14 protein-coding genes and 1 pseudogene are annotated in these 12,591 nt (G+C 72.7%); 3 read left to right on the forward strand and 12 right to left on the reverse strand.

What is annotated here, in order from left to right; genetic code table 11:
* Positions 1-34: 34 nt before the first annotated feature.
* From ACFC51_RS26225 to ACFC51_RS26250, 6 genes and pseudogenes are all read right to left on the reverse strand, one after another.
* Positions 35-781 carry an anti-sigma factor domain-containing protein gene (locus ACFC51_RS26225; RefSeq protein ID WP_376369333.1) on the reverse strand — a complete coding sequence of 249 codons (747 nt, stop codon included), beginning with the start codon at positions 779-781 and terminating at the stop codon, positions 35-37.
* Entirely contained in the window at positions 778-1,332 is a 555-nt protein-coding gene (sigK, locus tag ACFC51_RS26230; protein WP_376369331.1) for an ECF RNA polymerase sigma factor SigK, read from the reverse strand. The genes ACFC51_RS26225 and sigK overlap by 4 nt, the downstream gene beginning before the upstream one ends.
* 79 nt (positions 1,333-1,411) lie before the next feature.
* Positions 1,412-2,253, reverse strand: a pseudogene (locus ACFC51_RS26235) (hypothetical protein).
* Positions 2,254-2,572: 319 nt separating this feature from the next.
* Positions 2,573-3,487 carry an RNA polymerase sigma-70 factor gene (locus ACFC51_RS26240; RefSeq protein ID WP_376531115.1) on the reverse strand — a complete coding sequence of 305 codons (915 nt, stop codon included), beginning with the start codon at positions 3,485-3,487 and terminating at the stop codon, positions 2,573-2,575.
* A complete protein-coding gene (locus ACFC51_RS26245) occupies positions 3,484-4,686 on the reverse strand; it encodes an NAD(P)/FAD-dependent oxidoreductase (RefSeq protein WP_376531118.1) in 1,203 nt (400 codons plus the stop codon). The genes ACFC51_RS26240 and ACFC51_RS26245 overlap by 4 nt, the downstream gene beginning before the upstream one ends.
* An 85-nt stretch (positions 4,687-4,771) precedes the next feature.
* A complete protein-coding gene (locus ACFC51_RS26250) occupies positions 4,772-5,425 on the reverse strand; it encodes a TetR/AcrR family transcriptional regulator (protein WP_376531121.1) in 654 nt (217 codons plus the stop codon).
* 59 nt (positions 5,426-5,484) lie between these two features.
* Between ACFC51_RS26250 and ACFC51_RS26255 the strand changes: the two genes are divergently transcribed.
* On the forward strand, positions 5,485-6,438 hold the full coding sequence (locus ACFC51_RS26255; RefSeq protein ID WP_376531123.1) for an NAD(P)-dependent alcohol dehydrogenase: 954 nt from the start codon (positions 5,485-5,487) through the stop codon (positions 6,436-6,438).
* A gap of 18 nt (positions 6,439-6,456) precedes the next feature.
* Here the strand turns inward: ACFC51_RS26255 and ACFC51_RS26260 are convergent, their stop codons facing one another.
* The 3 genes from ACFC51_RS26260 to ACFC51_RS26270 are packed head-to-tail and all read right to left on the reverse strand — an operon-like array spanning position 6,457 to position 8,295.
* Positions 6,457-7,200: a DUF6193 family natural product biosynthesis protein gene (locus ACFC51_RS26260; protein WP_376531125.1), complete on the reverse strand. Its 744-nt coding sequence runs from the start codon at positions 7,198-7,200 to the stop codon at positions 6,457-6,459.
* A 5-nt stretch (positions 7,201-7,205) separates the two neighbouring features.
* Positions 7,206-7,472, reverse strand: a complete 267-nt coding sequence (locus ACFC51_RS26265; RefSeq protein ID WP_376531127.1) for a DUF397 domain-containing protein — start codon at positions 7,470-7,472, stop codon at positions 7,206-7,208.
* Positions 7,453-8,295 (reverse strand): Scr1 family TA system antitoxin-like transcriptional regulator, encoded by an 843-nt coding sequence (locus tag ACFC51_RS26270; protein ID WP_376531129.1) that lies wholly within the window; start codon positions 8,293-8,295, stop codon positions 7,453-7,455. The genes ACFC51_RS26265 and ACFC51_RS26270 overlap by 20 nt, the downstream gene beginning before the upstream one ends.
* Before the next feature lie 117 nt (positions 8,296-8,412).
* On the opposite strand from ACFC51_RS26270, the gene ACFC51_RS26275 reads away from it, so the two are divergent.
* Positions 8,413-8,652 carry a hypothetical protein gene (locus ACFC51_RS26275; RefSeq protein WP_376369345.1) on the forward strand — a complete coding sequence of 80 codons (240 nt, stop codon included), beginning with the start codon at positions 8,413-8,415 and terminating at the stop codon, positions 8,650-8,652.
* 16 nt (positions 8,653-8,668) lie between these two features.
* Entirely contained in the window at positions 8,669-8,875 is a 207-nt protein-coding gene (locus ACFC51_RS26280) for a hypothetical protein (RefSeq protein ID WP_376369316.1), read from the forward strand.
* Here ACFC51_RS26280 and ACFC51_RS26285 read toward each other — a convergent pair.
* The 3 genes from ACFC51_RS26285 to ACFC51_RS26295 all read right to left on the reverse strand — a co-directional run bounded on the left by ACFC51_RS26285 (position 8,850) and on the right by ACFC51_RS26295 (position 12,570).
* Positions 8,850-9,878: a hypothetical protein gene (locus tag ACFC51_RS26285; RefSeq protein WP_376531131.1), complete on the reverse strand. Its 1,029-nt coding sequence runs from the start codon at positions 9,876-9,878 to the stop codon at positions 8,850-8,852. The genes ACFC51_RS26280 and ACFC51_RS26285 overlap by 26 nt on opposite strands.
* A 393-nt stretch (positions 9,879-10,271) precedes the next feature.
* Positions 10,272-10,676, reverse strand: a complete 405-nt coding sequence (locus ACFC51_RS26290; protein WP_376369312.1) for a DUF5955 family protein — start codon at positions 10,674-10,676, stop codon at positions 10,272-10,274.
* Between the two features lie 13 nt (positions 10,677-10,689).
* Positions 10,690-12,570, reverse strand: coding sequence for a hypothetical protein (locus ACFC51_RS26295; RefSeq protein WP_376531133.1), 1,881 nt, complete (start codon positions 12,568-12,570; stop codon positions 10,690-10,692).
* Positions 12,571-12,591: the final 21 nt, after the last annotated feature.

The following is a 12,591-nucleotide window of genomic DNA, read 5'->3' on the forward strand; positions in this document are numbered from 1 at the left end:
GAGTCCGCTGTCCCGCAGTTCCGCTGTCCGGCGGTCAGGAGGACAGGTGGACCGCGCCCAGCGGGACGGTCGTGGGCTTCCGGGAGCCCCCGGCGGGCTCGACGGTCAGGGCCACGGCCGAGGCGTCGTCCAACGTCCCGTCCAGCCAGGTCAGGCGGCTTCCCGGATCGGCACTGAGCAGCCCGGCCGGGACGGGGTTCCCGTCCTCCATGAACCAGGCTTCGTACGTCCGGTCCGAGGGGAGCCGGGGGAGTCCGGAGACGGCGAGGGCGGCCGAGTTCTCGACGCGGGAGTAGGTGACGGACGCCGCGGCGCCGTCGGGCAGTTCCCCCGTGTCCAGGCGGGCGTCCGGTGCGGTGAGCACCCGCGTCAGATGCGCGGCGCTCGCCTCGGCCCGGTCCGCGTGCTCCTCGGCGTCCGACGCCTCCCGGTGCTGCCATCCGGCGAGGCCGAGGCAGACGAGGGCGACGGCCACCGAAGCGGCGAGGGCCAGGCGCAGTGACCGGGCCGCTCCACGCCGCCCGGGTGCCTTCGCGGTCGTACGCGGACGGGGCTCCTGCGGGGTGTCGGCCACCTTGCGCAGGACCTGGTCCCGCAGGGACTGCGGAGGGTGCTCGGCCGTCATCCGTCCCAGCAGCGCCGTGGTGTCCCGCAGTTCGGCCACTTCCCGCCGGCACTCCCCGCACTCCGCGAGGTGTGCCTCGAAGGCCCGGCGCTCCTCCTCGGGCAGTGCGTGCAGGACGTAGGCGCCCGAGGACTCGTGCGGGTCCGTGGCGATCACGCGTTCCCTCCCAGGCAGCGGCGGAGCCGGAGGAGACCGTCCCGCAGGCGGGTCTTGACGGTGCCCAGCGGCAGGGACAAGGACTGGGCGATCTCCTTGTAGGTGTGGCCCCCGTAGTAGGCGAGGACGACGGCCTCGCGCTGGATGTCGGTGAGCCCGCGCACGCAGCGGCGTACCTGCTGCCACTCCATGCGGGTCTCCACCCGCTCGGTCACCTCGTCGAAGGGGGTGTCCTCGCTGAGCCGGGCCGCCCGCTGCTCGCGGTCCTGGCTCGCCTGCGCGGCGCGCACCCGGTCGACGGCGCGGCGGTGGGCCAGGGTCATGATCCACGTCATCGCGCTGCCGCGGTCGGGCCGGAACCGCCCGGACGTGCGCCACACCTCCAGCAGCACCTCCTGCGTGACCTCCTCCGACTGGGCGGCATCACGCAGGACCCGGCGCACCAGCCCCATGACGGGGCCCGCGGTGACGTCGTAGACCCCGGCGAAGGCCTCCCGGTCGCCCTCGGCGGCCGAGACCATGAGCTGATCCAAGTCAGGAGCGGTGGCCACCCGCCGAATATAGGCACCGGACCGCGGGCCCGGCCTCCTGTGCGCACCCGAACAGTGAGTACTGGCGAGTAGGGGGTGTTCAGGCGGTGGGAGTCGTCCTCCGCGCCCGGACGGTCCTCTCGGTCCGGGGGACCAGGCCTGCTCTGACCTGTGCGATACGGTCCCGCACCCCATCGGTGGGTACGGCGCCGGGCGGGCCCCCGGGCGTGGGGGAGGCATCGCCCCGGCATTCCGCGCACAGCCCGCCCGTCAGTGCTTCGGGGCTGCCCGGCGCACGGCACTCACCGCACTCCAGAGCCAGCAGTACCGCCCGGCGCTCCGGTAGCGGCCGGTGGGGCGGCAGCTTGTCGGCCAGCCGCCTGCGGATCAGCGAGGGCGCGTGGTGGACCGGTGCCGGTAGCCCCTGGGTCAGGGCGTGCAGCAGCTCCGCCTCCGTGGCGCCCCGCGCGAACCACTCTGCGGCCTGCGGTTCCAGGGCGGCGCACTCCGCCGCCGAGAGGCTCAGCGCCGGTGCCGTGCGGCCCAGGGCGGCCAGCAGGACGACGCCCGCGAACGGGTGGGCGGCTGCGGGGCCTCGCGCGGGGCGTCGCCCCGGATGAACGCCGCCCACCAGTCGTCGTCGCGCGCGGTCCGGGAGAAGAACGTCCGCGTCACCCAGAGCATGACCTCGTCGGTGGCGACGCACTCGCTGCCCCGGCGCAGATGACCGGCTGCCTGGAGCCTGTTGAGTGCGGTGCGCACGGCGCACTGCCCGTACGGGAGGACTTTGGCGAGGGTCTTCACGGAGATGTCGGCGCCGTCGGGGAGCCGGTCGACGTACGACGCGATGGCGGCCTCCCGCGGTGGCAGGTGCGCGAAGTCACGCTCCTCGCGCGGTCGTTGGCCCGGCGCGGAACGCTTGCCGTAGCCGGGGTTCGCCATGGGGTGCGGGGCTACCTGCGGGGCGCAGGGGGCAGCATTAAGCTGAGTGACAGCCATTGAGGTCGCCTATCTCGATCTGAGTGGTCAGACCCCTGTCCGGTGTTGCTGCACCGACGGGGGTCGTTCTGTGCCAGTCCGCACGCTAGAGCTCCGCCACGGTACGTGGCAAGTCGGTCACGAAAAGTGAACTCTTCGAGGTGAGCGCGAGGTTCGGGAGGGAGGGCGGGTGGGGAAAGGCCCTCCTCCCATTCCTCTGGAAGAGCGCTCGGACTCCGGGACTTGAGCCCCGGGGACTCCTGCCGGTGAGCCTCCGCCGTGCTCAGCGCGTCCGGACCGGGTGCGGCGCCCGCTTGCCGACTGCTCCCAGTTTGTCGGGGTTGGCGACGTTGTGGATGGCGGCGATCCGTCCCTCGGCGTCGAAGTCGAGGGTGACCGTGGCGAGCACCCGGTCCGGCGCGCTGAGCACCATGCCCGGCCCGCCGTTGATCTCGGCCATCTCGGCGCGCATGTCGGCCGGCTGGACGCCCTGGTAGGGGACCGTCCCCATGGCCGCGAACCAGGAGGCCACCGTGGTGGCGCCCACGACCGGACGCAGGGCCTGGCGGACCTTGCCGCCGCCGTCGGTCCACAGCGTGACGTCCGGCGACAGCAGCTCCATCAGGGAGTTCATGTCGCCGCCGGTCGCCGCCGTGAAGAACCGTTCCGTCGCCTCGCGTTGCCGCGTACGGTCCGCCGTGAACCGCGGACGCCGGGCACGCACGTGCTCCTGGGCACGGTGCGCGGCCTGCCGCACGGCCGCTTCGGAGCGTTCCACCGCCACGGCGATCTCCGCGTGGCTGAAGCCGAAGGCCTCCTTCAGGACGAACACGGCGCGCTCCAGCGGGCTCAGCGTCTCCAGCACCACCAGCAGCGCCATCGACACCGACTCGGCCTCCAGGGCCGTCTCGGAGGCGTCCCCGCCGGTGAGGATGGGCTCGGGGAGCCACGGCCCCACGTAGACCTCGCGCTGGTGCCGGGTCGACCGGAGGCGGTCCATCGCCAGGTTCGACACGATCCGCACCAGGTACGCCTTCGGGTCGGCCACCTGTGAGCGGTCGGCGGCCGACCACTTGATCCAGGCGTCCTGCACGGCGTCCTCCGCGTCGGCTGCGGTGCCGAGCAGGCGGTAGCCCACGGAGAAGAGCAGGCCGCGGTACTGCTGGAAGACCTGCTGATCGGCGTCCGCCCCGGTCACAGCGCCCCCTTGAGCCGGGTGAAGCGTCCACCGCGCGGCCAGAACGCCCCTGAGGCGGGCATCTTCTTCATACGGCCGTACGTCGGCCAGGGGGAGGCGGTCACGGCTTCCTTATATCTGGCCGCCGCCCGGCCTGTCAGACAGATGCGCCGAGGGCTGTCGTCGGGCCGGGTGAACTGCACGACCCCGTCGTTCCTGCCCAGGCTCACCGGCGTGTGGTAGTAACCGAAGCGGAACGGCTTGGGCTGCTTGCCCCGCAGCGTGCGCACGATCGACAGGGCGGCGTGCACCCCCGTCGGCATCCCGCTCTGGCAGGTGCCGTGCATGACGCCGTACCCCTGGCGTACGGCCGCCGCGTCGCCCACGGCGTACACGTCGGGGTGCGACTCCGACCGCAGCGCGGTGTCGGTGAGGACGCGGCCGCGCTCGTCCACCCGCAGTCCGGCCTCGGCCGCCAGCGGTGACACCCGGGTCCCGCCCGTCCACAGGACGGCATCGGCGGCGACGGTCTCCCCGCCCGCCAGCTCGACGGCGCCGGGCAGCACCTTCGCCACCTCCTCCCCGCTGCGCACCCGCACGCCCAGCCGGCCGAGCGCGGACCGCAGGTGGGTCCGGGCCTTCGGGTTCATCGACGCGCCGGGTTCCTGGCGCCCCACCAGGAGGACCTCCAGGTGCGGGCACCGTTCGGCGATCTCCGCGGCCGACTCGACGCCCGTCAGTCCGCTGCCCGCGACGACCACCGTGCCGCTTCCGAGCCGGGCCAGTCGGTCGGCCATCGACCGCGCCTCCTCGGGGCCGCTGAGGGTGTACGCGTGCTCCTCGACACCCGGCACCGCTCCCGTGTCGGCCACGCTGCCCAGGCCGTAGACCAGCGTGTCGTAGTGCAGGACCCGCTCGTCGTCGATCCGTACGGTCCTGGCGTCCGCGTCCACCGCCGTCACCCAGCCGCGCACGAAACGGGCGCCGGTGCCCTCCAGCACCTGCGGGATGCTCAGCTCGGCGAGCTCCTGCCCCGTGGCCGTCATGTGCAGCCGGAGCCGCTCGGTGAACGTGTCCTGGGCGTTCACGAGGGTGACGGTCAGCCCCTGCTGCCGCCCGGCCCTGGCCGCCAGCTGGACGGCCGCCGCCATGCCCGCGTACCCGGCGCCCAGGACGACGACGTGGTGGGTGGACGTCCGGTCGGTCTCACGTGTGTTCATCGCTTCCGCCTTCTTCCGCTTCCTGATGACACCCACGAGACGGAAGCTCTCCGGCGATCTGTGACATCGCGGAAGGTGGCCTGCGTCACAGAGGTGGCCGGGTGGGAATCCGGTCGAGTCCCAGGGGTGCGGGAGGCGGCAGCGGGGCCGTCGCCCCGGCCTGGAAGGACTGGAGGAGGTAGGCGACCAGGCGCCGGGACGCGGCGGGCGCGTCGTCGCCCGCCCCGGCGGTGGCACCGCAGTTGGCCAGCATCAGCAGCGTGATGTCCTGTACGTCGAAGTCCGGGCGCAGCCGCCCGCTCTCCTTGGCCCGCCGGACCAGCAGGGCCAGGCCCTCCTCCGCGCGGGCGCGCTCCTCGGTGAACTCGGCGTGCTCGGGGAACTGCGAGAGGAACGCCTGCGTGAAGCCCCGCTCGCTCGCCTGCATCAGGGCGACCTTCTCGACGACGGAGCAGAAGCCGCGCCACGGGTCCGGGTCCGCGAGACCTACGTCGAGGACGGCGACGCAGTGGGCCAGCTGCCCGGCGAACGCCTCGGTCACCAGCGCGGCGCGCGTCGGGAACCGCCGGTAGAGCGTGGCGACCCCGACCTTCGCGCGCCGGGCGACCGCCGCCATGGGGACGTCGATGCCCTGAGCGGCGAACGCCTCCCGGGCGGCATCGAGAATCCGCTCCCGGTTCTCGCGCGCGTCGGCCCGCAGGCCGTCAGGGGACGGTTTGTGAGACGTCTGATCAGGCATGTTTCTCACTTCGAGCCAAGTGGAGGGGGCCATCCGTTTACCCGCTTAGCCTGGCAGACATGAACGACATGCGCGCGGCGCTCTACGACAGCTACGGCCCTCCCGAGGTGCTCTACGTGGGCAGGGTCCCGGTCCCGGTCCTCCAGCAGGGCCAGGTGCTGGTCCGTGTCCACGCGGCGAGCGTCAACGGCGGCGAGCTGTACGGGCGGGCCGGCCGCGTCCGCCTGGTCACCGGCCGGAAGTTCCCGCTCCGCACGGGGCTCGACTTCGCCGGCGAGGTCGCCGAGACCGACCCCTCGATCACCGGGCTCAAGCAGGGCGACCGGGTGTGGGGCGTCCTGCCCCGGACCTTCGGGAGCGCGGCCGAATACGTGGCGGTCCGCCCCCGGAACCTCTCCTTCGCCCCCGAGAACATCGGCCTCGTCGAGGCCGCCTCCCTGCCGGTCGGCACGACGGCCCTCACCGCCCTGAAGGCCAAGGCGGGCCTCAAGGCGGGCGAGCGTCTGCTCGTGCGCGGCGCCAGCGGGGGAGTCGGCAGCATCGCGGTCCAGCTGGGCAAGGCCCTGGGCGCCCATGTCACGGCCCTCGCCGGCCCGAAGAACCTCGACTTCGTACGGGAGCTGGGCGCCGACGAGGCCCACAGTTACACCACCACCGGCCCGTCCGACCTCGGCCGCTTCGACGTCGTCCTGGACACCGTCGGAACCGAGCACCGGGCCTTCCGGAAGCTCCTGGCGCCCGGCGGCCGCATGGTCTCCATCTCCTTCGACATCGACCACATCGCCGCGAGCCTCGGCTACCTGCTGGCCTCGACGGTGCACGGCCGGGGGCGCGTCCGGTTCTTCAGCGGCAACCCGCAGCACGACCTGCTCGCCGAACTCGCCCGGTACGTCGAGAGCGGAGTGATCCGCCCGGTGGTGGACACGGTCCGCCCCCTGGCCGACATCGCCGCCGCGCACCGGGCGCTGGAGGCGGGCGGGGTGCGGGGGAAGCACGTGATCCAGGTGGTGTGAGCCGGGAGCCCCGCTTGTTCAGAGCGCCCCGGACATGACGGGGCCGAGGTCGGGCGGCAGGTGACGCAGGGCCGTTGCCACCGCCTCCACGGCCGTGGTCGTCTCGGCCAGTACCTCGCCCATGTACTGGGCGCTGACGGTGTAGCGGTCCTCCCGGTATGCCGCAGCCAGGCAGACCGCCACGTCGCCGGCCAGCCGGGGGCGAGTGGTCCTCGCGAAGCGCAGCGTCCAGTGGCTCGTGTACGGGTAGAGGGCCCGCAGGGCCGGTTCGGCGTAGGACGCCTCGATCAGCGCGAGGTAGGACGGCCAGTCACTCTCGCTCGCCTCCGTGAGCAAGTGCTGCCACTCGGACTCCGTCAGTTCCACCGGATCGTGGTCCGACACGTCGTGACGGCCCGTCAGGTGCGCGAAGGGCGCGGCCCGCTGGATGTCGGCCAGTCCCGCCCCGTCGTGCCAGGCCTGTGCGGCTCGGACGACCTGGACGAGGTCCTGCGTGTCCCCGTCGACGAGGGCCAGGTCCTGGAACGACTCGCACCCCCGGATCGACCAGCGCCGCTCGACCGCCCAGGCCGTGATGTCCAACGGCGTCCTGTGTGGGACCGGGCCGGCGACCGAGGCGCGGCGAACCGGGTCGTGTTCCGAGACCGTGAACGGGACGGAGAGGCCTTCCTCGACCGCGACCGCTCGAAGAACCGCACCGAGGCTGCCGGCGGCGGCCTCGGTGTCGGAGTACAGGGGGTCTGGATCTGCGGGTATGGCCATGGCAGCTATGCGTGCTTGAGGTCGGCGACGAAGGCCGCCCAGGCGGCCGTCCGGAACACGAGCGCCGGGCCGTCGGCGACCTTGGAGTCGCGGACGGGGACGACGTCGGGGAGGTGGTCGGCGACCTCCAGGCAGTTGCCGCCGTCGCCGCCGCTGTACGTCGACTTGCGCCAGGTGGCGATCTCCAGGCAGTTACCGCCGCTCCCATCGCTGTAGGAGGACTTGTGCCAGGTGGCTGTGGACAGGTCGTAGTCAGAACCGCTGATCTTCATGCGAGTCATCCTCCGCTACGGACCGGATCAGGGCCAGGGAGTCTCCCGGTGACAAGGCACCGGCCACCAGGAGATCGTAGGTGAGTCCATACGTGCGGACCATGGACGGCTCGTCGAGCAACTGGCCCGAGCCGAGCCCGTCCAGGTAGGCAAGGGGTGGTGCGTCCGCGAACCCCATGAGTTTGAGGCCGCCGCCCATGGCGGTATGAGCCCCCGCCGAGAACGGCAGCACCTGCGCGATGATGCGGTGCTGTCGAACCAGCCCGGTCACATGTCGAAGTGCCTCCGCCATGACTCCGGGTTCGCCGACCCGCCGGCGGAGGACCGCTTCGTCCAGTACGACCCACAACAGAGGCGTCGTTGGATCGGTCAGCAGCTGCGCGCGCTCCAGTCGCGCTGCCACCAACTCGTCGATCACGTCCTCGGTGGCCGTCGGCTGGTACGCCCGGAAGACCGCCCGCGCGTAAGCCTCGGTCTGAAGCAGGCCAGGGATGAGAAGGGGTGCGTACTCCCGGATCGTCGTCGCCAGACGCTCCGCCTCCGCCGCCTCCGCGAAGTGGTCCGGGTATTTCGACTTCCGCAGCGCCGCGCAGTTCCGTACGAAGAATCCGTCCGCGCCCAGCACCTCGTCCAGCTTCTGGGCCTGGTCGATCTGCATGCGCCGCGTGCCCGCCTCCAGTTGGCCGATGAAGGAGCCGCTGACGAACAGCGGGGCCCCCAGGTCCTCCTGGGAGAGGTCCGCCGCCTCCCTGCGGTGCCGGAGTTCCGCGCCGAGGAGGGCGCGGGGCGAGGAGGAAGGGTCCAGCTTCTTCGGTCCGGGCAAGGCGACTCCCAGTGGACAGGTGCGGGTGTTGGAACTGCGCCTCTTCCACGGTAGCGAGGAATTGGCCACGCTGAGTAGGCATAGCCACTACTCAGCGTGGAAATGGGGAAGATCATGATGACGGCTACGGAACGGCGCAATGAGGCAGCGGACAGAGTGCGGGCTGCGGAGGACGCGGTGGCGCGGCTGCGGGCCGGGTTCGCGGGGGTCGGCGTGAAGCTGCCGTCGCTGCGGGTCGACCTGGCGTCGTGCGCGAGGAACGAGCCCACTCCGCTCGTCGACCTCGGCCGGTGCTCGGTCGAGACGGCGTTGCGGCTGAGTGCCCTGCTCGAAGCGAAGGCCGCTCATGACAGTTGAAGGACTGGAGCCGTGTATGCCGGAGCCCGGCACGTTCGCGGTGGACGTGCGCGACGGCCGGGTGGGCCGGGTGATGGGCCGCGTCGGCCCGAACGTACAGCTGCGTCCGCCGGGCGGAGGGGCCGAGTGGGACTGCCCGCCGGACGCGGTCCGGCCGGCCCCTCCGGGGCTCGTGCTCCGGGCGCGGGTACGGGAGATCAACCGGGAGGGGCGGCTGCCGTGAGGCCGTCGTCGTGCCGGGGCGGTGCGAGCCGCTGCCGGAGTATCGCGAGGGCGGCGTGTGCCGGTGGAAGGGCCAGGGCGCCGGTGAGCAGCAGGGCGACGGCGATCGGGGCGAGGAGCCCGGCGACGTACGCGGCGTAGGTGTTGTCCGGCCCCCACTCCAGGAAGACGTGGACCGTGCCGGAGCGCAGGGGCCGTACGGCGAGGTGCAGCAGGACGTACAGGCCCACGGTGAGCCCGCCCAGGGCGAGCGCGAGGGCCACGGTCCGGAACCAGGCGGAGGGCCGGCCCCACACGAGCGACCAGGAGCGGCGCATGGCGGCCCGGGGCCCGAGGCCCTCCGCTGTGGCGACGGCCGGGGCCAGGGTCCAGCCGAGCCGGAGCACCAGCGCGCTCGCTGTGCCCAGCAGGGGCGGACCGTAGCGCAGCACCTCGAACAGGTGGGGGTACTCCCACTTCGGGACGATCGCGGTGTACTCCCTGAACGTGGTGGTCGTGAAGTACTCCTCCACCAGGATTCCGAGCACCACCGGAGCCCACACGCACACCCCCCGCAGCACGTACACGCCCAGCACCGCGCGGAAGCGGCCGCGCCCCTCGCCGGTGGCACGGGCGGACGCGGTCTGGATGGCGGCGCACCCCAGGTGCAGCAGGAGGATCAGGAACGGAAGGCAGGCGAGCAGGATGAGCCACAGGGTGGTCACGCGGCTGCCGTCGGGGGCGTACGAGTCCTCGTCGATGCGGGCCCGTTCCGCGCCCAGACGCATCTCGGTGAACTCGGGCCAGGCGGCGAGGAAGCCCACGACGGTCAGCAGCAGTCCGCCCAGGGAGACCAGGCCCGCGACGCGGGCCGCCCGGCCGTACAGGCGGCCTCCGTCACGGCGCATGACGGCGAGCACCGTGCGGGCGATGCCGCGTCGCGCGCCGGTCGCATCCTCCGCCTGCCGCCCCCCGCCCGGGGCCGTTCGGTGCGGGGTGCCCCCACCCGCCTGGCCGTTCGTCACGCGTGCCGCCTCTCGCTGTCAGGGGGACGCTGTCCGGTGATCGAAGATCAACGTCTCGGGAGAGGGATGCGGGACAACGGCCGGCCGGTTCCCTCGGCCCCGCCACGGCGCGCGTGCGGACACCTGCGGGCTGTACAGGGGCCTCCCCGATGAGCTGGGGACCGGATGCTCGGTGTGCACGTCGCGCCTCTCGACAGGCTGTACGTCCCGGACCTCGTCGTGATACCGAGGGAGCTGAACGAGGACGGGACGTACAGGCGCAGCGAGGCCGTGCCCTTCGGGAGGCCGCTCCCGCTGCCCGACCCCTTCGGCGTCACCCTGCTCACCGCCGACTTCCCGGTCCGAGCCCCGCCGCGCCTCGCGTGTCCGGACGGCGGGGCCGGTCCGGGCCGTTCAGAACCAGGGGGCCGCAGCCTCGCGCAGCGCCCTGATCGACTCGGAGAGCGAAGCGACCGAGGCGAGGGCGCCGGTGAGGGTGAAGACGGCGTTCCGCACGCGGCCCCGCCCTGCCTCGTCCGGCTGGGGGAGTGCGTCCTCCACCTCGGCGAGGGCGGATTCCGCGGCCGACCCCTCGGCGGAGGGCAGCTCGGCCGGGTCCAGGGCGCGGAGGCGTACGCGCAGCGCGTCGACGGCTTCCCGCAGGCGCAGGGCTTCGTCCGAGTCACCATCCGGACCGGGTCCCGGGACGTGGCTGACGAACTCCGCGCTGCTGTGGTCGCCGGTCTGGGCGTTCCCGGTGAACGTGGCGTGGCCGCTCACGTGGATTCCGCGTCCGTCTCCCGGCGGTGTGCTCGTCATGGTGTCGACTCCTTCAGCTGGAACCCGTGGTGGGACCGCCGCCGGGTGGGCCGACGTGCGGTTGCGGTGTGGTGATCGTCTGGTGGCTCGCCCGTGCGTGGTCGCCCGTCTGGACATTGCCGTGGACCGTGCCGTTGACGTGCACGGAGCGGTCGAAGAGGACCGTGGTGCGGGCGTCGTACTCACTCGTGCGGTATCCCGCGTCGCTGAGGCTGTTGCGCACCGCGGTCACCGTCCTGGTCTGGATGCTCTTCAGGAAGCGCCGGACGTCCATCTCCTGGAAGAGCTGCTGGAACTGGGGCTCCGCCGCGAGCTCGCGGATCGAGTACGCCGGGCCGTGGTCGACCGGGCGGTCGGTCGCGCACATGCGCTTGTACCAGAACCGCGCGTGCGCGGTGCGGGTCTTCGTGCGGGAGGCGGCCGAGAGGTCGCTCGGGGCATCGGCCACCAGGGAGAACATCGACTCGACCGCCGAACCGGCCAGGTCCGTCCAGTCCTTGGAGTCCCGAGGGGGAAGTATGTCGTCGATGCGGTGGTAGGCGCGCGCGATCGGCGGCAGCAGGAAGGCCCGCGACTCCAGGAACAGCAGGCCGCCCTGCATCTGCACGCGGCTGAAGACGGTGAGCACCACCTCGTCGCCCCAACTGCCCACCCGGACCGTCAGGTAGTGGCGCAGACGCTCCTCGGCGAACAGGTCGAGGCTGTCCGGCCACCACGTCTCGGGGGGCGGCCCGCCGGCCCGCGTCCGGAGCAGCGCTGCCGCTTCGGCGCGCGGGCTGTCGGCCAGTCCGGCGAAGGGGGTGCCGGGACCGGTGCCGCTCCAGTCCGACGAAGGCCCCAGCCTCTTGCCGCTCTTCATGACGTAGTCGTCCACACGGAGTCCCCGGAGCCGGTCGCCCGGGTATGCCTCGCCCTCGCCGAACCGGAGCAGGTCCCGGCGTATCCGCGCGTGGACCTCGGGCACGGTGAAGTCCGCCCGGCGCCCTGCGGCGCCTGCGCCCTGTTTCGTCAGGTCCGGCACCAACTCGACGGCGAACGACCAGTGGTCCAGCTCGATGCCCGCACCGACGAACGGGGCGTAGTCGCTGTAGACGACATCGGGGTCGGCCTGCTGCTCACGGATCTCCTGGAGCCGGGCGGCGACCGCGGGAGGGTCGGGAAGGCCAGGGTTCCGGCCGAGGGCGAGGAGATGGAGGCGCCGCACCGCCCGGTACTGGTAGACGGTGGCGATGGCGGCCCATCCCGCGAGGACCAGCAGCGTGGCGAACAGGTGCCGCCCGCTGGTCAGGAGGTAGGAGAGCGACAGGACCAGACCGCTCAGGCGCCACAGGACGAAGAGGAAGGCGATCAGCAGCAGGAGTGTGAGGGGGCCACCCTTGGCACGGGACACCTGTTCGGCCCCCTGCGGGCTCCGGCCCTTCAGCGAGTTCTTCAGCGCGCCTCCCAGCGAGGTCGCCAGCCGGACCAGGAGGACCAGCACGGCGGGGAAGACCGCTCCGGCCACGCTCAGTGGAAGCATCACGAGGGGCAGGCCGAGCAGGAGGGCCGCGCGGGTCGCCACCTCCTTGCGTGCGAGGAAGCACTCCTTGAGGACCGCCGCCAGATCCACCCCGTACGACGGAGGGGGGAGGCGGTGCGGGTTCTCCGCCAGTTCCTCGACCACGGCGTTGCGGAACACCCGGTCCAGGTGGGCTGCCCCACGCAGATAGGCCGTGGCGTTGCCCGGCCGGTTGCCGGCCTGGGAGCGGACCAGCTGCCACAGGGCGCCGGTGGGGCGGGGCGGCGGAGGAGCCGGCGGCTCCGGGACGGGCCCCCGCGGTGGCGGGGCCGGTGGGCCCGGCGCAGGCCGTGGCTCCGGGACGGGTGCGGGCGATGGCCCCTGCGGGTCGGGCATGGTGGGGTCCGGCTTTCCGTC

The sequence above is a fragment of the Streptomyces sp. NPDC055962 genome, from assembly GCF_042270185.1.
In the GTDB taxonomy this organism is placed as follows: domain Bacteria; phylum Actinomycetota; class Actinomycetes; order Streptomycetales; family Streptomycetaceae; genus Streptomyces.